The 18,990-nt window shown below is 68.4% G+C and carries 20 protein-coding genes; 12 read left to right on the forward strand and 8 right to left on the reverse strand.

Annotated elements, in window-relative coordinates; all coding sequences use genetic code 11:
• Window positions 1–38 precede the first annotated feature (38 nt).
• From ABD235_RS01775 to ABD235_RS01785, 3 genes are all read right to left on the reverse strand, one after another.
• The gene (locus tag ABD235_RS01775; protein WP_344168238.1) at window positions 39–2,681 is read right to left on the reverse strand and encodes a TrlF family AAA-like ATPase; all 2,643 of its coding nucleotides are present in this window, start codon (window positions 2,679–2,681) and stop codon (window positions 39–41) included.
• A gap of 767 nt (window positions 2,682–3,448) precedes the next feature.
• Window positions 3,449–3,835 carry a VOC family protein gene (locus ABD235_RS01780; protein ID WP_344168242.1) on the reverse strand — a complete coding sequence of 129 codons (387 nt, stop codon included), beginning with the start codon at window positions 3,833–3,835 and terminating at the stop codon, window positions 3,449–3,451.
• Window positions 3,836–3,983: 148 nt separating this feature from the next.
• Complete coding sequence (locus ABD235_RS01785; protein WP_344168245.1) at window positions 3,984–4,748, reverse strand: SAM-dependent methyltransferase; 765 nt, start codon at window positions 4,746–4,748, stop codon at window positions 3,984–3,986.
• Window positions 4,749–5,018: 270 nt separating this feature from the next.
• Here ABD235_RS01785 and ABD235_RS01790 point away from each other — a divergent pair, with 270 nt between their 5' ends.
• Together ABD235_RS01790 and ABD235_RS01795 are read left to right on the forward strand one after the other, a co-directional pair.
• Window positions 5,019–5,576, forward strand: coding sequence for an MFS transporter (locus ABD235_RS01790; RefSeq protein ID WP_344168248.1), 558 nt, complete (start codon window positions 5,019–5,021; stop codon window positions 5,574–5,576).
• Complete coding sequence (locus ABD235_RS01795) at window positions 5,498–6,211, forward strand: MFS transporter (RefSeq protein ID WP_344168250.1); 714 nt, start codon at window positions 5,498–5,500, stop codon at window positions 6,209–6,211. Before ABD235_RS01790 ends, ABD235_RS01795 begins: the two co-directional genes overlap by 79 nt.
• Here ABD235_RS01795 and ABD235_RS01800 read toward each other — a convergent pair.
• Window positions 6,181–6,741, reverse strand: a complete 561-nt coding sequence (locus ABD235_RS01800) for a dihydrofolate reductase family protein (protein WP_344168253.1) — start codon at window positions 6,739–6,741, stop codon at window positions 6,181–6,183. The genes ABD235_RS01795 and ABD235_RS01800 overlap by 31 nt on opposite strands.
• Window positions 6,742–6,881: 140 nt before the next feature.
• On the opposite strand from ABD235_RS01800, the gene ABD235_RS01805 reads away from it, so the two are divergent.
• The 3 genes from ABD235_RS01805 to ABD235_RS01815 are packed head-to-tail and all read left to right on the forward strand — an operon-like array spanning window position 6,882 to window position 9,216.
• A complete protein-coding gene (locus ABD235_RS01805; protein WP_344168256.1) occupies window positions 6,882–7,685 on the forward strand; it encodes an ABC transporter ATP-binding protein in 804 nt (267 codons plus the stop codon).
• On the forward strand, window positions 7,682–8,455 hold the full coding sequence (locus tag ABD235_RS01810; protein WP_344168259.1) for an ABC-2 family transporter protein: 774 nt from the start codon (window positions 7,682–7,684) through the stop codon (window positions 8,453–8,455). Before ABD235_RS01805 ends, ABD235_RS01810 begins: the two co-directional genes overlap by 4 nt.
• Before the next feature lie 2 nt (window positions 8,456–8,457).
• Window positions 8,458–9,216, forward strand: a complete 759-nt coding sequence (locus tag ABD235_RS01815; protein WP_344168262.1) for an ABC transporter permease — start codon at window positions 8,458–8,460, stop codon at window positions 9,214–9,216.
• Here the strand turns inward: ABD235_RS01815 and ABD235_RS01820 are convergent.
• The 3 genes from ABD235_RS01820 to ABD235_RS01830 all read right to left on the reverse strand — a co-directional run bounded on the left by ABD235_RS01820 (window position 9,213) and on the right by ABD235_RS01830 (window position 11,474).
• On the reverse strand, window positions 9,213–10,067 hold the full coding sequence (locus ABD235_RS01820; protein ID WP_344168264.1) for an AraC family transcriptional regulator: 855 nt from the start codon (window positions 10,065–10,067) through the stop codon (window positions 9,213–9,215). The genes ABD235_RS01815 and ABD235_RS01820 overlap by 4 nt on opposite strands.
• A gap of 101 nt (window positions 10,068–10,168) precedes the next feature.
• Window positions 10,169–10,750 carry an ArsR/SmtB family transcription factor gene (locus ABD235_RS01825; protein WP_344168266.1) on the reverse strand — a complete coding sequence of 194 codons (582 nt, stop codon included), beginning with the start codon at window positions 10,748–10,750 and terminating at the stop codon, window positions 10,169–10,171.
• A gap of 43 nt (window positions 10,751–10,793) precedes the next feature.
• A complete protein-coding gene (locus ABD235_RS01830; protein WP_344168268.1) occupies window positions 10,794–11,474 on the reverse strand; it encodes a nucleotidyltransferase domain-containing protein in 681 nt (226 codons plus the stop codon).
• 17 nt (window positions 11,475–11,491) lie between these two features.
• On the opposite strand from ABD235_RS01830, the gene ABD235_RS01835 reads away from it, so the two are divergent.
• The 7 genes from ABD235_RS01835 (at window position 11,492) to ABD235_RS01865 (ending at window position 17,413) form a co-directional block, all read left to right on the forward strand.
• On the forward strand, window positions 11,492–12,148 hold the full coding sequence (locus ABD235_RS01835; RefSeq protein WP_344168270.1) for a uridine kinase family protein: 657 nt from the start codon (window positions 11,492–11,494) through the stop codon (window positions 12,146–12,148).
• A 39-nt stretch (window positions 12,149–12,187) separates the two neighbouring features.
• Complete coding sequence (locus tag ABD235_RS01840) at window positions 12,188–13,024, forward strand: DUF6597 domain-containing transcriptional factor (protein ID WP_344168272.1); 837 nt, start codon at window positions 12,188–12,190, stop codon at window positions 13,022–13,024.
• Between the two features lie 10 nt (window positions 13,025–13,034).
• On the forward strand, window positions 13,035–14,201 hold the full coding sequence (locus tag ABD235_RS01845; RefSeq protein WP_344168275.1) for an FAD-binding oxidoreductase: 1,167 nt from the start codon (window positions 13,035–13,037) through the stop codon (window positions 14,199–14,201).
• Window positions 14,202–14,210: 9 nt separating this feature from the next.
• Window positions 14,211–14,960: a dihydrofolate reductase family protein gene (locus ABD235_RS01850; RefSeq protein WP_344168278.1), complete on the forward strand. Its 750-nt coding sequence runs from the start codon at window positions 14,211–14,213 to the stop codon at window positions 14,958–14,960.
• Entirely contained in the window at window positions 14,957–15,877 is a 921-nt protein-coding gene (locus ABD235_RS01855) for an NAD-dependent epimerase/dehydratase family protein (protein WP_344168281.1), read from the forward strand. The genes ABD235_RS01850 and ABD235_RS01855 overlap by 4 nt, the downstream gene beginning before the upstream one ends.
• A gap of 113 nt (window positions 15,878–15,990) precedes the next feature.
• Window positions 15,991–16,374 (forward strand): TIGR03618 family F420-dependent PPOX class oxidoreductase, encoded by a 384-nt coding sequence (locus ABD235_RS01860; protein ID WP_344168284.1) that lies wholly within the window; start codon window positions 15,991–15,993, stop codon window positions 16,372–16,374.
• Window positions 16,375–16,564: 190 nt separating this feature from the next.
• Window positions 16,565–17,413, forward strand: a complete 849-nt coding sequence (locus tag ABD235_RS01865; protein ID WP_344168286.1) for a DUF2268 domain-containing putative Zn-dependent protease — start codon at window positions 16,565–16,567, stop codon at window positions 17,411–17,413.
• A gap of 117 nt (window positions 17,414–17,530) precedes the next feature.
• On the opposite strand, the gene argG is transcribed toward ABD235_RS01865, so the two are convergent.
• Window positions 17,531–18,970, reverse strand: a complete 1,440-nt coding sequence (gene argG, locus ABD235_RS01870) for an argininosuccinate synthase (protein ID WP_344168289.1) — start codon at window positions 18,968–18,970, stop codon at window positions 17,531–17,533.
• Window positions 18,971–18,990 lie beyond the last annotated feature (20 nt).

Genomic DNA, 18,990 nt, shown 5'->3' on the forward strand with positions numbered 1-18,990 from the left:
CGGGACAAGGCACCCGCCTGGCTAAGCGGCGGGAGTGGTCAGAATCCGTACAAGTACCGCCTGGTGTTGAAAGCCTCGCGGCCGCCTTCTAGGAGCTCTTCGACCATCGCGCGGACTGGAGGGTGGTCGATGGATCCGAGGCCGTCGTCGATGATCCTGCCGGAAACGCCGTTGCTGCCATCCTCGGCGACGAGCGACACGATCTGATCGGCGTCACCTAGCACTGGGATATTCGCGTTGTGGCTGGAGAAGATGACTTGGCGCTTGCCCTTGGTGGCGCGCAGTCGTGGAACGATGTCCTCGTAGATGAAGCGGTTATCGAGATCGTCTTCCGGCTGATCGATGATGAGCGGTCCGTCGCCGCGGTGCATGAGCAGGAGCAGCAGAGCTGTCGCCTTCTGGCCTGTAGATAGGTGATCGAGGTTCCGCCAGGTATACGACTCCTTAGTTCCGACATTGAGTTGCAAGTCGGTACTAATCGGGAGATCAATCTCCTCGGCCAGCATGAGTGTTTCCTCAGAGGCGCCGGCTAGTAACAAGGCTTGCGCCGGGGTGATTGTCGGATATGCCGCGATGATCGCGTCGCCTCCGTTGCGGCAAGCCTGGACGAAGGCGCGAGGCGATAGCAGCTCCGTATCGTTGAGCGCCGCCCGCACACGATCGAGGCGTCCGCTGATGCGATTGTCTAGCAGACTGGTCAGGGCGGTCCGATCGTCCCCATCACGCACGCTTGCTTTTACGATGCCTGGAAGGTTTCTGCCGACCTTCTTCGCTTCTTTCTGGAGATCACGCAGCCTCGAGGCGCGTCGGTCCTCAGCCTCGATGAGCAGGCCCTCGCGGTCGGTGATGAGCTGGTCGAGCTCGGCCTGCCTAGCGGCGCGCTTGCCCGTCAGGGGGGTCAGAGAGCCCAACTCGCGGCGGAGGCGTAGGTATTCGTCGCCGTCGATGCCGTCTGGTTGAAGTGCGCGAAGTACCTTCTCAAGGGCACCCCGGACTTGCTCTGTCTCGCCCTCCCACTCCGCTTGAAGCGCTTTCAAATCGGCCTCGGTCTTCTGGCGTGCAGCGGTCAGCTCGCTCATGGCTGCTGTGACAGCGGCGTTGTAGTTGTCGAGGAACGACTTTGCGCGACTGAGTACCTCTGCATTCGGCAACTCTGCGACTTCTTCGCCAACGAGGTAGTCGGTCTCGACGATGAGTGCGTCGACAAGATCGGGTGTTTCCTGGATTGAAGACGAGGCCCTGCTCAGGAGTTGCTGTTCCTGTTGAGTGCGCTCTTGGTCCTGTAGTTTCGTTCCTACACCGGCCTCATCGAAGCGTGCTAGCCGTTCCTTGACGACAGGCATGCGCGCGAGCCTTCCGTCAAGTGTCTCGACATCTTCCCGCAGAGCCAGGATGTCTCGCCGAGACCGCTCGATATCACGAAACTGCCCCACGGCTGCCTCGCTGTGGTCTGCGCCATCCGGTAGGTACTGGGCGAGGAGCGACGTGAGCCGTTGTTTGTCGCGGGCCAACTCGGCAAGTTCTCGCTGGCCATAGACTTCGGTACCACGCAGCAGATCACTAGGTACCGAATGGAGTAGAGCACCTGTCGACTCGCGGACGACCGGCTTGCTGCCTATCAACCGTTCGATGGTGTAGATGGCCGGCGCTGGGACCCGAACCTGGATTTCGAGGCGGATCTTGGTTCCTGCGCCGAGCACATTGTTGACCATCGAGTCGTGCTCATCGATCGAGGACTTGGCAAGTGGAGCGATGCCAAGTGCGTACCGGAGGCTCTCAACAACTGTTGATTTTCCTGAACCTCGACCGCCGATAAGCACGTTGAGCGATTCGTTCAATCTGATCGTCACTCCGTCGAGGAATCCGCCTTCCCAGCCGATTCCGACGATCCGGGCGTGTGTGCTCTCTGTGGGATCGGTTCGGGCAACCCGCGTCTCGGGGGTTCGGAACGCTAGGTCGAGGCCGCTGATAGTTAGGCTCGAAAGTTTGATCCAGCACGAACTCCCTGCCTTCGCGGCGTCGGCAGGGCTGCTGATGTCGGCGGCGCTGAGGACGGCGAGCGGGTTGCCGCGTCGGTAGGCGGGATCCTTGTTGGCCAGAATAGCGGCGTTGGCCTGGCTGGGTGTCGCCCCACCAACGCCGACGGCATGCAATCGAGCGTCAGTCCAGGCCCGCACCGCCGATTGCCCGCTGAGCTTGTCCAACAGCCCTCCACCAGTCGTCACATGCGGGGCAACGGTTACCGCTCCCCACTTCTCGGCGCATTCGAGCAGCTCGAGAGTGTCGAGCGACCCGGGTCGGGCGTCCCGACAGTCAGCTGGGATACCGCATTCGCCGATGTTCCTATTGATGTTGGCAGTGTCGCTCGCCGGATCGAACAGGACTAGCAGGTGCACGCCGTCCTTGGCCGTGGCTTCGAAACCTGGAAAGACCGTGAGCCCTGCAACCTCGGCTGCGATCCGAAGATCCGCTCCCGAGTCGACCGACCAGTGATCAGTGATGGCGATGACCGAGATGCCTGCGTGGACTAGTGCGGCAACGATTGCAGCGTTGTAGCTGCTCTCGTTGTCCAACCCATCGAGTGACTTCCCGTTCGCCTCCAGGTAGGACAACGGATTGACCTGAAGCGCGCAGCGACGCCACTCGGTGCCCGCCGCTAAGTTGTCGAATTCCGATGCCATACCGTCCTCCAGCCCTGCCCCTGATGTTCCAATCCGAAGAGTAGGGCACGCCTCCGACAGAAAAGGACTCTCAGTTGTTGGACACCCTGCTGCTAAGTATCTTGAACAACTACCCGCTCGCGGTCGGTCATCTTGCTGACGTCGTACCGATCGGCTGGCCGCTGGATGCTCCAACCGGACGAGCGCTGTACAACTGCCCGCCGTCGCTACCCATGCTTCAGGCCGCTCCGAGGACGCATCGGCACGCCAGCCTGAAGGAGCGCTTTTCGTATGGTACTTGGCGCGCGCGATCTAGCTTCTGGCCAACCTGCACGAGTGAGAGTCCGGACCTGTACAGCTTGCAAGCGGTACCGTGCCCGACTCATTCAAGCCTTTGAATCGCGTCTCTACGCCATGTTTTTTGCAACAGCCGTACTACTGTGCCCTGACTCAATCCGAACATGTCTCGCAACTGAGTCGTTGATGTCCCGGCCACATAGGCCTGTACCAGCCGAGATACTGACTCGGCATCCACGCGTTGCGAGATCTTGTGTTCGGTCTGGGGACGAGTCGACTGTTCGAAGTCATGACGTACGTCCGATCGCGTCCGGTCCAGCAGTTGCGCAAGGATCTCCCCTGTCGAAGATTATTCGAGTAACGCCCCACCGGGTCCACACAGGAACTGCCGGCCTCGGCCACGTGGCCGAGCGAGCTACGACGTGATCGCGAATCCTGGAGCGACGACGAAGGCGTCGAAGTCGGACGCCGCGCTCGTCAGGTGCGCGCCGTCAGGTCGACTGTGACAGGCAGAACTCGTTGCCTTCGGGGTCGGTCAGGACGGTGTTCCCCGGGTGCCGGGCTTGAACCGTTGCGCCGAGGGCCGTGAGGCGCTGGATCTCGAGCTCCGAATCTGCGGCCAGTAGGTCGAGGTGTACCCGGTTCTTTCCACGGGTGGGCTCTGGCACGCGCTGGAACCACAGGCGAGGTCCTCCGTGCGCCGGTTCGACGAGGACGGTCGGGTCGTCTTCGGTGCTGGTGATCCCCAGTGAGCGCAGACGTTCGAGTTCTGCCTCGTCGTACGGTGCGACGGCATAGCCGTCCAGAGCACCGGCCCAGAAGCGGGCTGCGGACGCGGGATGGTGACAGTCGAAGACGATGTCGTGGAGTTGCGCCATCCATCCATGATCACTCGACGGGGGATGTCACGCAGACTCAGCGCAGAGGTGTGGTCGAGGCGGTCGAACGCGAAGCACTGCGGCATGATGCGGCTTGGCGGAGATCGCCTGGGGCGAGGCGCCAAGCCGCCGGCGTACGGAAATCAGGTCAGCGGAGGCGGGCGATGCCGCCGTACTCGATCCACTCGGTGGTGAGCTGCTTGGCGGGGACCTGGATGCTGTCGGGGCGCCAGGTGGAGACCTCGACGAGGCCGGGGTCGAGGATGTCCATGCCTTCGAACCAGGCGGCGACGTCCTGCTCCTGGCGGACTCGTCCCCAGTGGCCTTGGGTGACCTGGTCCATGATCTTGGTGACGGACTCGCGGATCCTGGCGTCTTCGCTGACCAACTGGCACATGACCAGGTAGCTGCCGGGAACGAGGCGTTCCTTGACGCGGCGGACGACGGCCGGCGGGCCGTCGGTCTCGCTGTCGGGGATGCAGTGGAAGACGGAGTTGAACAGGACGGCGACGGGCTGGGAGAAGTCGATCAGCCGGACGGTGTCGGGGTGGTTGAAGATCGTCTCGGTGTCGCGCATGTCGGCCTGGATGACCGTTGTGGTGCGCTCGTCCTCGACCAGCAGGGCGCGGCCGTGGGCGAGGACCACCGGGTCGTTGTCGACGTAGACGACGCGCGAGTCCGGGTCGACCTTCTGGGCGACGTGGTGCACGTTGTCCTGCGTGGGCAGGCCGGATCCGATGTCGAGGAACTGCCGGATGCCGTGCTCCTCGGCCAGGGCTCGTACCGCTCGCTGCAGGAACTGCCGGTTGTTCACCGCCAGGGCGCGGGTGCTGGGGACGACCTTGTCCAGCTCCTCGACGGCGGCCCGGTCGGCCGCGAAGTTGTCCTTGCCGCCGAGGTAGTAGTCGTACATTCGAGCCGCTGTCGGAATGGACTCGTTGACCGTGGACTGTGGCGCCTCTGGCTGCATGACCTTCCCCAAGTTCCCGAGCTGTGCCGAGCGGACCCTCGACCGAGGCACACATTACTAGCTCTCGATCACGAGCGGTATCGGCAGGCCACGCCAAGTGACTGGCGCCGACGGTTCCGCCCAGTGCGATCCCGGCCTCTGCTGAAGGTGAAATCGGTTCGCTCGGGGTGAACGAGGGTGGTGGACGGAGCAAGCCGCCGACAGGGTTCGGGGATGGGATGGCCGCGGAGTCCGGAGTTCGGGAAGTTGTGGGTGGGGATCGGGGTTTCGGCGGCGGGGTCGGCGGTGTCGGGGGTGGCGTTGCCGTTGGTGGCGGTGGTCGGGTTGGGGGCCTCGGCGGGGGAGATGGGGGTGCTGGCGGCGTTGCGGGTGGTGCCGCAGCTGGTGCTGGGGCTGGCGGTGGGGGTGTGGGTCGATCGGGGGAGTCGGCGGCGGTTGATGGTGGGGGCCGACTTGGGGCGGGCGGGGTTGCTGGGGGCGATTCCGTTGCTGGCGGCAACCGAAGACCTCAGCATGGGGTATCTGTACGTCGCGGCGGCGCTGGTGGGGGCGCTGACCGTGGCGGCCGATACCGCGTCGTTGGCGTTGCTGCCGGCGTTGGTACGGCGTGAGGAGCTGGTCGAGGCGAACAGCGCGACGACGCTGAGCCAGACGCTGGCATCGACGGCTGGGCCTTCGGTTGCGGGGTACTGGTGCAGGCGGTCAGTGCGCCGTTCGCGATCGCGGTGGATGCGGTGTCGTACGTCGGGTCGGCGGTGGCGACGTACCTGATCAAGGAGCCGCCGCGGGAAAGGCAGCAGAGGCAGACGCCAGGGCACACGGAGCGGCAGTCGCTCGGGTTGAAGGAGCTGTTCGCGGATCCGGTGCTCAACCCCTTGGTCCGGTCGGCGACCGTGGCGGCAATCGCGGGGGCCATGCAGGGACCGCTGGTCGTGCTGTACGTGGTGCGGGACCTCGGCTGGTCGGCGGTCCAGCTCGGCGTGGCGGTCACGACGCTCGGAGTCGCCTCAGTCCTGGGCGCACTCGTCGCGCCGGTGTGCAGCAGGCGGCTGGGGACAGGCCGGGCGTACCTGATCGGCCAGAGCGTGGCCGCGTGTGCTGGGTTCGCGCTCGCGAGCACCTGGTGGCCGTTCGTCTTTGTGGGACAGGCGATGGCGGGCCTAGGCCTCTCCCTGTACGGCGTACCGCAGCGTGCTCTGAGGCAAGCACGCATGCCCGATCACCTGCTAGGCCGTACGACGGCCGCCTGGCGCACGCTGGTGATCGGCGGCCAGACAGTCGGCGCCCTCGTCGGCGGGCTGGTGGGGACAGTGCTGGACCTGAGAGCGGCCCTGGTGATCAGCAGCCTTGGCATGTTGGCCGGGGTCGCGCTGGCCTACTTCTCGCCGGTGCGGAGTACCCGGTAGCGCAGGTGGGTGGCGTCACGCCCCTGGAGTTGGCGGACGGGCGCCAGCTCGACGTACTGGCCGTCGAAGAGGCTGCGGCCGGCTCCGAGGAGTACTGGCACCAGGTGGATCTCCAGCTCGTCCAGCTCATCGGCAGCGAGTAGGGCCTGGGCGGCGCCGGCGCCGTGGACCATGACGTCGCGGTCGCCGGCCGCAGCGCGTGCGTCGGCGGCACAGGCGGCGACGTCGTCGTAGTACCGAGCACTGCCAGGCGGCGGATCAAGGTCCGTCCGGTGCGTCAGGATGTTGATCGGTACGCCGTCGTGGTGGTCGCCGTTCCACTGCCCGGCCAGCTCGAACGTCCGGCGTCCCGCGATCACCGCTCCGGTCGCCATCGCTTCGGCGTACACCTGCCCGTTGACGCCGGTCCCCGTCCGGTCGTCGAGCCAGTTGAACAGCCGGAAGCCGCCCCGGCCGAGCTCCTGTCCCGCGCGGTCGTCCGGTCCGGTCACGAATCCGTCCAGTGACATCGACATGTAGAGCCTGATCATGCGCCCCAGTAGACCGCACGCCGCTGTCATCTGTCTTTCACGAAGCCCTTCAACGACGGCTGGAGGGGTCCGAGCGCGCCAGAAATCCGTCCCCGGCGGGCAACCTTAAATTCTTGCATCACACTTCTAGGTTGAGATCCATGGCAGTTGTCCAGGTCGACGGATTGACGATGACCTTCCAGGCGCCCGTCCGCGAAGCCGGTCTGCGGGCCGCGCTGAAAGCGGTCACCCACCGCGAGTACCGGCAGATCGAGGCGGTCACCGACCTCTCGTTCCACCTCCACGCAGGCGAGGTGGTCGGCTTCCTCGGCCCGAACGGCGCGGGCAAGACGACCACGATGAAGATCCTGTCGGGCATCCTTCACCCGACGAGCGGCGACGTCAGCGTCCTCGGCTTCACCCCGTGGCAGCGCCGACGCGAGTACCTGCGGCAGATCGCGCTGATCCGCGGCAGCCAGCCGATCGGCGGCCCGACGGAGCTGACCGTGATGGACTCCTTCAAGTACCAGCGCGTCCTGTACGACGTACCGCGCACCGACACGACCGTCGACGACCTCGTCGACCTGCTCGACCTCGGGAACCTCCTGCGCCGCCAGATTCGCGCCCTGAGCCTCGGCGAGAAGATGCGGGCCGGGCTCGCGATGGCCCTGCTCTACCGGCCGAAGGTGCTGTTCCTCGACGAGCCGACGCTCGGCCTCGACGTCCTCGCCGCGAGCGCGCTGCGCCGGTTCGTCGCCGAGTACGCCGCGAGCACCGGCGCCACGATCCTGCTGACCAGCCACTACATGACCGACGTGGAGACGCTGTGCGAACGCGTCATCCTGATCGACCGGAGCCGCATCCGGTACGACGGCGAGCTGGCCGCGCTCACCGCGAAGTTCGCGGAGAACCCGTCGCTCGACGTCGTGATGGAGCGTCTTTACCGCGACGGGATCCCCTCGTGAGCACCGCCAGTCGTACGGCGCTGCTGCTCGGGATGGGGTTCTGGCGCAGCTCGGTGGAGTGGTGGAGCTTCCGCTCGTTCGTGATCACGCTGGTCGCGGGCCAGGTCGTGACGCCGCTGCTCGGGCTGTTCGTGTGGTCGGCGGCGGTGCCGGGCGACAGTGGCATCTCGACGTACTACGTGCTGCTGCTCGCCGTCCAGCTGATGACGGTCTCCTACGAGCACCACACGCTGGCGGGCAGCATCTACGCCGGCGACTTCGCCGTCGAGCTGCTGAAGCCGCGGCCGGTCGTGCTCGACTTCCTCGGGACCAACCTGGCGCTGCGGTGCTGGCACCTGGCCTTCGGCGCGCCGGTGATCGTCGTGGTCGCACTGCTCGCGAGCATCCGTCCGGACGGCGTCGACCTCGTGCTCGCGGTGCCGGCGATCGTGCTCGCGGCGGGCCTCCGGTTCGTCTTCACCTACACGCTCGCGCTGACGGCGGTCTGGACGCAACGGGCGCACGGCGTGGTCGGGATGGGCGAGGCGATGATCTTCCTGCTCGGCGGTACGGCGGCGCCATTGACCTTCCTTCCCGAGCCGTTCCGGTCGGTGGGCTCGGTGCTGCCGTTCTGGTCGATGCTCGGGGCACCGGCTGAGGTTGCCGCAGGCAACATCGAGGACGTGCTCGAGGTGTACGCCGTCGAGGCCGGCTGGCTGGCCGTGGCCGTGCTGGTCGCCGTACTGGTCTGGCGGCGCGCGGTTCGTCGATTCACAGCGTTCGGAGGTTAGCGATGTTGTTCGGTGTGCTGTTCTCGCTGTCCGTACGGCGGGCGGTCGCCTTCCGCGCGGACCTGCTCTTCGAGCTGGTGGTGACGATCGTGGGTGCGGGCGCTTCGGTCGCCGCGCTGCTCGTCGTCTACACCCGGACCGGCACGTTGGGCGGATGGAGCCCCGGCGCGGCGATCGCCCTGCTCGGCACGTTCCAGATCCTGAGCGGGCTGCGGACGACGTTCGTCGAGCCGAATCTGCAGTTCTTCGGCGAGCAGGTGAAGAGCGGGCGGCTCGACGCGATCCTGCTGCAGCCGGCGCCGAGCATCTTGCTCGCCAGCCTCGGCTCGTCCGCGCCGACCGCGTTGATCCGGGTGGGGCTCGGTGTCGGGATTGCTGTCACGGGAGTCGTCCGGGCCGACCTCGAGGTGACGCCCGGCGGTGTCGCGGCGTGGCTGGTCGTCGTTGCCGCCGCGACCGTGACGATGTGGGCGACACGGGTGGTGACCGCGTCGGTGGTGTTCTGGGCGCTCGGACTGAGTCTCGACGTGCTGTACGACGCAGTGTGGCAGTTCGGCCGGTACCCGGTGCAGATCTACGGGTCGGGCCTTCGGGTCGTGTTGACGTACGTCGTGCCTGTGTCGATGATCGCGACCGTGCCGATGGAGGCGCTCAGGGGTGGAGCACTCTGGGGTGTGCCGATTGTTGCCATAGGCACCAGTACGGCGGCGTGGCTGGTCTGGCGGAGCGGCTTGCGGCGTTACACCAGTGCGACGAGTTAGACCGTGCGCAGGCGGGCGGCGTCCGCGCCGGGCGGAGTGCCGAACAGGCGGCGGTACTCGCGGTTGAACTGCGACGGACTGTCGTAGCCGACCAGATGCCCGACGCCGGCGATGTCGCGCGGGTGGGCCGCGAGGAGCGATCGCGCTTCCTGCAGGCGGATGCGCTTCTGGAACTGCAGCGGGCTCAGGTTGGTGATCCCGCGGAAGTGCCGGTGGAACGCGGCCGGGCTCATGCCGGCCAGGCTCGCCAGGTCGGCAACGCGCAGCGGTTCGGCGTAGTTGTCGCGGATCCAGTGGATCGCGCGGTTGACGTGGCTGAGGCTGCTGTCAGCGAGACCGATCTGGCGGATGACGTCGGCGTGCGGACCGGTGAGCAGGCGCCAGAGGAGTTCGCGCTCGATCAATGGGGCGAGGACCGGGATGTCGGCGGGGGACTCGAGCAGGCGGACGAGCCGGAGGGCGGCGTCGAGGATCTCGGCGCTGGCCGGGCCGGTCGCGATGGCAGGGGTGCCGGTACGGCGTACTGGCGGAGCCTGCAGCAGCAGCGGCGCGATCGCCTCCGCCCGCAAGGTGATGCCCATTCCGAGCGCAGGCGTCTTCGCGCTCGCGCCGACGAAGTGCCCGGAGACCGGGAGATCGGTCGTCACGACGAACAGGTCCCCGGCGCGGTAGTCGAAGATCTCGTCGCCGAGCAGCAGCCGCTTGGCGCCCTGGGCCATCACGACCAGCAGCGGCTCGGTGAGCGAGTACTCCGGCGCGGAGTACTCGACCTTGGACAGCGTCAGACCGTCGACGGCGGTCGACAGGTCCGGACGCGCGTGCACAGCGATGCGGTCACGAAGCTCGCTCAACTGGTCTCGGGGCACGCTCCCAGCCAAGCACGACCTCTACCCTACGACAACCCGATCCAGCCACAGGTGAGAGGAACAGGCAAGAGCCCGAGCGGATCGCACTACTGGTCGTCCTTGCGCGGGGGCAGCGCCGGGTAGTCGAGGATCGGGTAGACGCCGGTGACGAAGCCGTAGGTCGTGTCGCCGGAGCGGGGCAGCGTGTCGAAGTCGTGCACCAGCTGCTCGACCCGGTCCCAGAACTCGGCGACCCGCTCGTCGGGGATCCGCGCGTGCCGGATGAACGAGCGCAGCTGGCCGGCGTCGTACGCGCTGGTGGACTCCTTCGCGGCGACCTCGAAGTCGTTGAAGTCCGGCGGCAGGTCGACGCCGTCGACGCGGCGGCCGAGGCCGACGAAGAACATCCGGGCCGCGCGGCCGTAGTACCGCTCGTCGATCGCGCGCACCTTGCGGGTCCGGACGACGCGCAGGATGCCGGCGTCGGCGAGCACCTTCACGTGGTGGGCGACGGTGCTCTTCGGGCGCTTGACGGCGGCGGCCAGTTCGCTGACGGTGGCGGCGCGTTCGTGCAGGAGGCCGAGGATCGTGGTCCGCAGCGGGTCGCTGATCGCCCGCACCTGCTCGGCCGTGGTGAGCTCGATGGTCTCCTCGAGCTCGTAGTCCGGAACGGCGGAGTCACTGGCCATGATCCGGTCAGACTAACACCGCGGATCGTTCGGCGAACCTGGATCAACGCCGCTCGCCGGCGGCCTGGTAGCCCGCGAAAAGCGGGCCTCCGGCAAGGACCAGCGCCTCCTCGGCGAGCGCCCGGATCGCTGTGGTGCTGGTGCGCGCGGCCAGCCACCGGTCGGCGTACGCGGGGTCGAGATCACGGAGCTCGCGGAGCAACCACTTGCCGTTGCCGACCCAGTGGTCGCGAAACTGCAGAACAGCTTCGGCAGTGCGAATCCAGGCGTACGTCGCGATGACGGCCTGCTCGTCCGCCGGCGCGTGCGTGAGATCGTCGAGCAGATCGGTCAGCGCATAGCGGAGGCTGTCCTTCTCGGCCTGATCGAGCGGCAGCGGGCCGGCGTCGAGGTGTTCGCGGGCCGCCTTCTGGTCGTCGGTGGGATCTCCGACCGCCGCGGTGCCGAGAGCAACCATCCGGTGCAGCGCGGGCCGGCGACCGTCCCGGGCGAGGTAGTGGGCGAGGCTGGCCCGGTCGTGCACGAACAACTCGACCGGCCAGCCGTCGTACTCGATGGACTCGCGGCGCGGTGCACCCGGTGTGCCGTCCGGCAGCAGTATGACGACGTCGAGATCGGAGCCGGCCGTCCGCGCCGAGGTGAGCACACTGCCGCCGAGCACGACCCAGATCGCCGTCGGGAAGAGGTCGGCGGCCAGGCGGCGGGTGGTCTCGAGGGGATCCATGAGGACATCATGCAGTCATGCACCCCGGCCCTGGCGAACCGGTTTTCGACGACTGGCAGGCGGTTCCGCTCGACGACTTCGTGGAGCGGCTGCTGAGCACGCGCCCGCGCGTGGTCGCTGTCGACGGGCGCAGCGGGAGCGGCAAGTCGACGCTGGCCGATCGGGTGGCCGGCGTTGCGGGCGGCACGGTGGTGCACGTCGACGACGTGGCGTGGCACGCGCCGATGTTCGGGTGGAGTTCGTTGCTGGCCGAGGGCGTGCTGGAGCCCGTACGGCGAGGTGAAGCCGTGTCGTACCGGCCGCCGGCTTGGGACGTGCACGGTCGGACGGGTGCGATCGAGGCCGACGCCTCGCTGCTGGTGGTGGTCGAGGGAGTCGGCGCCGGGCAGCGGGCGCTGGCCGGGCTCATCGACGTTCTGGTGTGGGTGCAGTCGGACTTCGCCGAGGCCGAGCGGCGGGGGATCGCGCGCGACATCGCGTCGGGCGTGAACGGCGACGCCCGGGCGGCGACGGCCTTCTGGCACGAGTGGATGGCGTCGGAGATCCCGTTCCTCGAGCGCGACCGGCCGTGGGAGCGGGCGGACTTCGTGGTCGCGGGGACTTCCCCGGATGCCTCGACCGTGGTGGTCGCCGGCGGTGACGCGGGTTCGGCGACGGTGGTCGCCGGCGGCTGACCCGGGGTCGGTGGGCCGGTTCGGTGCGAGCATGGGCTGGTGGAGTCGTACGTCGAGCGCGCGCCGGTGGCAGCGCTGGCAGGCGTCGTGCGGACGGTGTGGATCCAGCGAACCGGCGACGCGGCGTACGTGCAGCGGCATCTGCCGACGGGTGGGGTCGAGATCCACTTCCCGATCGGTGGGCGGCCGCAGTTGGTGGGGCCGTTGACCGGGCCGGAGGTCGAGGTGATTCCGGCGCGGACCACGATCGTCGGCGTCCGGTTCATGCCGGGGACCGCGCCGCCGCTGCCGGCGGGGCTCGACGATCTGGTGGATCAGCGGCTGGACCTGACCGACCTGTGGGGTGGGCTGGTCGATCGGCTGGTCGAGACGATGGCGTTGGCCGGTACGCCGGAACGGGCGTTGATGGTGCTGCAGAAGCATCTGGAGCAGGAGTTCCGCGGGCGGCTGGATCCGTTGATGGGCGAGGCCGTGCGGGCGTTGATGCCCTGGCGGCCGCTGACGATCGACGCGCTGGCCGATCACCTCGCGCTCTCGGCGAGCCAGTTGCGGCGGCGGTGTCTGCAGTCGACCGGCGTCGGGCCGAAGGTGCTGCAGCGGACGCTGCGGTTCCAGGGGTTTCTCGCGCTGGCGCAGGCCGGTGCCGCGGCGTCGGGGAAGCGCGGCGCGGACGGGACCGCGGGGCTGGCGATCGACGTCGGGTACGCCGACCAGGCGCATCTGAGTCGCGAGTGCCTGCGGCTGACCGGGCTCACGCCGACCCAGTTGCTGGGCGGGACGGTGGATCTGTGCGGGTGCGGGCACGACCACTCGGCGTCGTACCGGCCGTTCCTGCGTGCTCGATTTGTTCAAGACCGGGCGGAGCGCCGGACCTAGATTCGACGGCATGATCACCGTGGAACCGCGGCTGGTGATGGTGTGCCGGTCGGTCTCGGACGTCGTGGAAGGGCTGCGGCAAGGCGCCGCGTCGGGGGAGCGCGTCGTACCGCGCGGCGGCGGGCACTGCTTCGCCGGGCGGTCGTCGACGGACGGGATCGTGCTCGACCTGTCGGGGCTCGACGAGATCTCGGTGCGGGACGGTGTTGTAACTGTCGGGGCCGGGGTGCTGCTGGGGACCTTGTACGCCGAGCTGCACCGTCATAGACGAGCTGTGCCGGGCGGGTGCGGGCCCGGGGTCGGCATCGCCGGGCTGACGCTGGGCGGTGGGATCGGGTTGCTCGGGCGGAAGTACGGGCTGACGTGCGACCGGCTGGTCGGCGTACAGGTGGTGCTGGCGGACGGGCGGGTCGTCGAGTGTTCCGAGTCGTCGGAGCCGGAGTTGTTCTGGGCGTTGCGCGGGGCTGGCGGTGGGCAGTTCGGGGTGGTGACGTCGCTGCGGTTCGCGAGCGTGCCTGAGCCCGTGATGACGCGGATCGAGGCGCGATGGGCGGGGATCGACCTCGCGGAGCTCGTGTCGGCGTGGCAGGAGTGGGCGCCGGATGCTCCGGACGAGGTGACGGTCAATCTGAGTGTGGGGGCCGGCGGGGCGCGGCTGTTCGGGGCTTCGATGCTCGGGGTGGCGGCTACTCGCGAGCTGTTGTCGGCGTTTGGCAGTTCTGTTGAGCTGCGGGGTGGGTTGGCGTACGCCGAGCTGAAGAGTTCTTTTGCCGATCCGCTGGAGAGGCCTGCGCTGCGGATGCGGTCGGAGTTCTTCACCTCGTCGTTGCGGGCCGGCACGGTCGCGTCCCTTGTGGGGGAGCTGTCGGCCGGGCGGGAGCTTTCGTTCACGGCGATGGGCGGGACCTACAACCGGGTCGCCGCGGAGGCGACGGCGTTCGCGCACCGGTCGTCGAGGTTCCTGCTGGAGTACGTCTCCGACGTCGGGGACCCGTGGATCGATGCTGCGTGGGCGACGGGCCATGTCGACGGGTCCGGCGGGGTGTACCCGAACTTTCCCGATCCGGCGCTCCAGGACTGGGCCTCGGCGTACCACGGGGACAACTATGCGCGGTTGCAGGCGGTCAAGCGGGCCTACGACCCGCACCGGTTTTTTGCTTTTCCGCAAGGGATCTGAGGGAGTGAGATGAGCAAGGTCATCACTGCGTTGTCGGTGTCGGTCGACGGGTACATCACCGGGCGCGATCCCGGTCCGGGGCGGGGGCTGGGGGACGGGTCTATGCTGTTCGACTGGTACTTCAACGGTGACACGCCGAGCCGGGAGTTCGACGGGTTCCGGTTGAGCGAGGCGAGCGCGCGGGTGTTCGACGGTTTGGCGAGCCGGGTCGGGGTGAGCCTGACCGGGCGCAACACGTACGACGACTCCGGGTGGATCGACGGGGGTACGCCGCATCCGACGGCGCCGCTGGTGGTGGTCAGCCATCGGCCGCTGGATGCGTCGGCCGATCGACTTGGGGCGGAGCCGTCCGCTTCCGGTGGGCCGTCCGCACCCGCCGGGCCGTCCGCTTGCGGCGAGTCGTCCGCACCCGCCGAGCCGTCCGGGCCGTCGGCGTCATCTGCTGGGCCGGCCGCGCCGTCCGGCGTCGTACCGGGGATGAGCGACCGGCAGACGCTGGTGACATCCGGCATCGAGGATGCCGTCGCGGTCGCCCAGAAGCTTGCCGGGGACAAGGATGTCGCGTTGATGGGCGGCGGCGTGGTGAGCACCGCGCTGGCCGCCGGACTGGTGGACGAAATCGTGCTGCACCAGGTCCCGATCCTGCTCGGCGGCGGGCGCAGCTTCTTCCAGGAGCTCCCGCACCACGTGAACCTGCGCCTGGTCGAAGCCGTCGCGGCCCCGGGCGTGACGCACCTGCACTACGAGGTGGTCCGATGATCCTCGTCACCGGCGGCCTCGGCATGATCGGGGCCCACACCGCGCACGCGTTGGTCGAGCTCGGCGAGGAGGTCGTCGCTACGACGTACCGCCAGACCGACGTGCCGTCCTTCCTGGACGGACGAGTCGCCGTCGAGGCCCTCGACGTCACCGACAGGGCCGCGTTTCTTGCCCTCGGCAACCGATATGACGTCGACGCGATCGTCCACCTGGCCGGCACCATTCCCGGCGAGAACCCGGTCGACTTCTACCGCGCCGACTTGACCGGTCTGCTGAACGCGCTCGACGCCGCGCGGACCTGGGGCGTCCGGCGGTTCGCCGTCGCCAGCAGCATCGGGGTGTACAGCGGCCGTCCCGAGATCCCGTGGCACGAGGAGCTCGACCTGCCGACCGTGGAGCTGCCGCACCACATCATCGCGTTCAAGAAGGCCGTCGAACCGGTCACGGTCCACGCGCTCCAGGGCAGCGGCGTCGAGCCGGTCCTGCTCCGGATCGGCAGCATCTGGGGTCCGCTGATGGATCCGGAGTCGCCGTTCAGCCCGATCCCGGCGTACGTCAGCGCGGTACTGCGCGGAGAGACGCCGCGGCCGTTCCCGGCCGGTGAGGGCGGCGACAACTGCTACGCCCCCGACGCCGGCCGCGCGATCGCGCTGCTGACAGTCGCGGACGCGCTGCACCACACGGCGTACAACGTCTCCGCCGGCCGGCCGTCGACCAACCGCGACCTCACTGCGGCCTTGGACGCGGTCACTCCCGTTGCCCTGCGCCCGGAGCGAACCGGCGGCGTGCCCGACCCCGGCGAGAAGCCGTACCTCGACATCACCCGCCTGACCGAGGAGACCGGCTTCGCCCCGCGCTTCGACCCCGCGTCCGCGGTCGCCGACTACTTCACCTGGCGCAGCAAGAACCCGCGCTGACGCTGTCGCCCGCTCGCCCGTTGGCTCGCCCGCTCACCCCCGCCCGGCCGCTCGCTCGTCCCCTCGCCCGTCCGATCCCCGCACCCGCGCTCTACCTGTCGAAGGAGCACCTCATGCTCGACCCCGCCGTACGCCGTGTGCTCGAAGGCACGTCGATCGCCCACCTGGCCACCGTCTCCGCCGACGGCTCACCGCACTCGGTCCCCGTGTACGTCGGCACCCGAGGCGAACACGTCGTCCTGTTCACCGGCCCCGGCAACCGCAAGGCCCGCAACCTCCGCCGCGACCCGCGGCTGGCGCTGTCGATCGCCCCCGCGGAGAACCCGTTCGAGCCGGTCGTCATCCGCGGCCACGTCGTCGAGTGGCTCGAAGGCGACGCGGCCTGGGAGATCGTCGACCAACTCGCCATCAAGTACGCCGGCCAGCCCTACCCCCGAGGCGACGAACGCGTCGTCGCCGTCATCAACCCGACCCACCAGTCCGTCGGCGTCGGCTGAATCGCGTCCACCCATCGCCGTCGCCACTCGGTCGGTGTCGGCTGAGCCGTGTCTATCCGTCGCCCCCACTCTCAGCCGGCGTCGGCTGGGCCGTGTCCGTGCGTCGCCGTCGCCAGTCGGTCGGTGTCGACTGAGCACGTGCGGTCGAACGCCGTCGTTGGTCGACCGCCTGTCGCTCTACGATCGGCAGATGCCGATCACCGTGCGGAACCTGGTACCGGACTTCCTGGAGTTCTGGGACCAGGCCCGCGCCGAGGACGAGCAGGGTCAGCTCACGCTCTGGGCCGAGTACGTCGAACGCCATCCGGAGGTGATCGACGATTTCCGCAGGAGTGGGCGCGAGCCCGATCCGCGGGCGGCGCTTGGCCTCTATCCGAAAGCGCTGGAGTTGATCCGGGCCAACGCCGAGGCGGCGGACGGCTGGGTGCACGAGGCGGCGGAGCTGGTCGCGCCGGTGCTGGACGCGCGTCATCTCGAGCTGCAGGCCGTGGTGATGGTGGGCCTGGGGACAGCGAACGGTTGGGTGAGCGACTTCGGCGGCCGGCCGACGCTGTTCCTGGCCGTCGAACGGATCCCGGATGCCACGGCGGCGCGGATCCTGGCGGCGCACGAGTTCGCGCACGCGGTGCAACTCCCGCTGCCGGAGGTTCCCTGGACCGATATCGGCCCGTTGGGCCAGTGGATCTACTCCGAGGGCTTTGCCACGGCACTCACCGCCGAGCTGCTGCCGGAGTACGGGCTGGCCGAACACCTGTGGTTCGGTGACGGGTACGACGACTGGCTCGTGGACTGCCTCCAGGTCCTCCCTGCAGCGGAGTCGGCGATCCTGTCCGACCTGGAGTCGGAGGACGACGAGGTCGTCGGTCGGTACCTGACCCGCAACCAGGGGTCGCCCTTCCCGGACCGCGTCGGGTACTTGGTCGGCACCCGCCTGGTCCAGGATCTTCGGCGTACCCACGACTGGCCCGAACTCGCCAGGTGGTCCACCGAGCAAGCCCAGCAAGAGGTCCGACGAGCTCTCAGCAGGCCTCGGTGTTGAGTGGGCTCGTGCCTGTCGACCGTCATCCTCGTGGCACCTGGCGGTGGGGTCCCGAAGTTCGGTTCGTCGCCGACTGAAACAGCCCAGCCGCTTCCTGGGAAACGGCTGGGCGTCGAGTCAGTCCGTGCCCGACTCCATCGCGGCTCGGTCCAGGAGGGCGGCTTCGTCGTCGACCTCGCCGCGGGAGGCGATCAGGTCGGCGCCGCCTTCGGGCATCTCGCCGATGAGCTGCGGGATGCCGGTGCCGATCAGTTCGGCGTGGGCGGTGCCGATCATGCCGAGGCCGGCGTACTGCTCGAGCTTGGCGCGGGAGTCGGCGATGTCGAGGTTGCGCATGGTGAGCTGGCCGATCCGGTCCAGCGGGCCGAACGCGGAGTCCTCGGTGCGCTCCATCGACAGCTTGTCGGGGTGGTAGCTGAACGCCGGGCCGGTGGTGTCGAGGATCGAGTAGTCCTCGCCGCGCCGCAGCCGCAGGGTGACCTCGCCGGTGATCGCGGCGCCGACCCAGCGCTGCAGGGACTCCCGCAGCATCAGCGACTGCGGGTCGAGCCAGCGGCCCTCGTACATCAACCGCCCGAGCCGACGGCCCTCGTTGTGGTACGACGCGACGGTGTCCTCGTTGTGGATCGCGTTCACCAGCCGCTCGTACGCCGCGTGCAGCAGCGCCATGCCCGGCGCCTCGTAGATGCCGCGGCTCTTCGCCTCGATGATCCGGTTCTCGATCTGGTCGGACATGCCCAGGCCGTGCCGGCCGCCGATCGCGTTGGCCTCCATCACCAGGTCGACCGCGGAGCCGAACTCCTTGCCGTTGATCGTCACCGGCCGGCCCTGCTCGAACCCGATCGTGACGTCCTCGGCCGGGATCTCGACGTCCGCGTCCCAGAACGCGACGCCCATGATCGGCTGCACGGTCTCGATCCCGGTGTCGAGGTGCTCCAGCGTCTTCGCCTCGTGGGTCGCGCCCCAGATGTTGGCGTCGGTGGAGTACGCCTTCTCGGTGCTGTCGCGGTACGGCAGCTCGTGGGCGAGCAGCCACTCGCTCATCTCCTTGCGGCCGCCGAGCTCGGTGACGAACGCCGGGTCGAGCCACGGCTTGTAGATCCGCAGGTTCGGGTTGGCGAGCAGGCCGTAGCGGTAGAACCGCTCGATGTCGTTGCCCTTGTACGTCGAGCCGTCGCCCCAGATCTGGACGTTGTCCTCGAGCATCGCCCGGACCAGCAGCGTGCCGGTGACCGCGCGGCCGAGCGGGGTGGTGTTGAAGTACGCGCGACCGCCGGAGCGGATGTGGAACGCGCCGCAGGTCAGCGCGGCCAGGCCCTCCTCGACCAGCGCCGCCCGGCAGTCCACCAGGCGGGCGATCTCGGCGCCGTACGCCTTCGCCCGGCCGGGGACCGAGCCGATGTCGGGCTCGTCGTACTGGCCGATGTCGGCGGTGTACGTGCAGGGGACGGCGCCCTTGTCGCGCATCCAGGCGACCGCGACCGACGTGTCGAGCCCTCCGGAGAAGGCGATGCCGACGCGTTCGCCGACGGGCAGAGAGGAGATCACCTTGGACATGAGAATAAGTATGCAGTCTC

It is taken from the genome of Kribbella lupini (assembly GCF_039529595.1).
In the GTDB taxonomy this organism is placed as follows: Bacteria; Actinomycetota; Actinomycetes; order Propionibacteriales; family Kribbellaceae; genus Kribbella; species Kribbella lupini.

What these genes read in the sequence shown, in the direction of transcription:
- ABD235_RS01775 (WP_344168238.1), bottom strand. Translation starts at nt 2,681, where the DNA reads ATGGCATCGGAATTCGACAACTTAGCGGCGGGCACCGAGTGGCGTCGC.
- ABD235_RS01780 (WP_344168242.1), bottom strand. Translation starts at nt 3,835, where the DNA reads ATGGCGCAACTCCACGACATCGTCTTCGACTGTCACCATCCCGCGTCC.
- ABD235_RS01785 (WP_344168245.1), bottom strand. Translation starts at nt 4,748, where the DNA reads ATGTACGACTACTACCTCGGCGGCAAGGACAACTTCGCGGCCGACCGG.
- ABD235_RS01790 (WP_344168248.1), top strand. Translation starts at nt 5,019, where the DNA reads ATGGGATGGCCGCGGAGTCCGGAGTTCGGGAAGTTGTGGGTGGGGATC.
- ABD235_RS01800 (WP_344168253.1), bottom strand. Translation starts at nt 6,741, where the DNA reads ATGATCAGGCTCTACATGTCGATGTCACTGGACGGATTCGTGACCGGA.
- ABD235_RS01805 (WP_344168256.1), top strand. Translation starts at nt 6,882, where the DNA reads ATGGCAGTTGTCCAGGTCGACGGATTGACGATGACCTTCCAGGCGCCC.
- ABD235_RS01815 (WP_344168262.1), top strand. Translation starts at nt 8,458, where the DNA reads ATGTTGTTCGGTGTGCTGTTCTCGCTGTCCGTACGGCGGGCGGTCGCC.
- ABD235_RS01825 (WP_344168266.1), bottom strand. Translation starts at nt 10,750, where the DNA reads ATGGCCAGTGACTCCGCCGTTCCGGACTACGAGCTCGAGGAGACCATC.
- ABD235_RS01830 (WP_344168268.1), bottom strand. Translation starts at nt 11,474, where the DNA reads ATGGATCCCCTCGAGACCACCCGCCGCCTGGCCGCCGACCTCTTCCCG.
- ABD235_RS01835 (WP_344168270.1), top strand. Translation starts at nt 11,492, where the DNA reads ATGCACCCCGGCCCTGGCGAACCGGTTTTCGACGACTGGCAGGCGGTT.
- ABD235_RS01845 (WP_344168275.1), top strand. Translation starts at nt 13,035, where the DNA reads ATGATCACCGTGGAACCGCGGCTGGTGATGGTGTGCCGGTCGGTCTCG.
- ABD235_RS01850 (WP_344168278.1), top strand. Translation starts at nt 14,211, where the DNA reads ATGAGCAAGGTCATCACTGCGTTGTCGGTGTCGGTCGACGGGTACATC.
- ABD235_RS01855 (WP_344168281.1), top strand. Translation starts at nt 14,957, where the DNA reads ATGATCCTCGTCACCGGCGGCCTCGGCATGATCGGGGCCCACACCGCG.
- ABD235_RS01860 (WP_344168284.1), top strand. Translation starts at nt 15,991, where the DNA reads ATGCTCGACCCCGCCGTACGCCGTGTGCTCGAAGGCACGTCGATCGCC.
- ABD235_RS01865 (WP_344168286.1), top strand. Translation starts at nt 16,565, where the DNA reads ATGCCGATCACCGTGCGGAACCTGGTACCGGACTTCCTGGAGTTCTGG.
- argG (WP_344168289.1), bottom strand. Translation starts at nt 18,970, where the DNA reads ATGTCCAAGGTGATCTCCTCTCTGCCCGTCGGCGAACGCGTCGGCATC.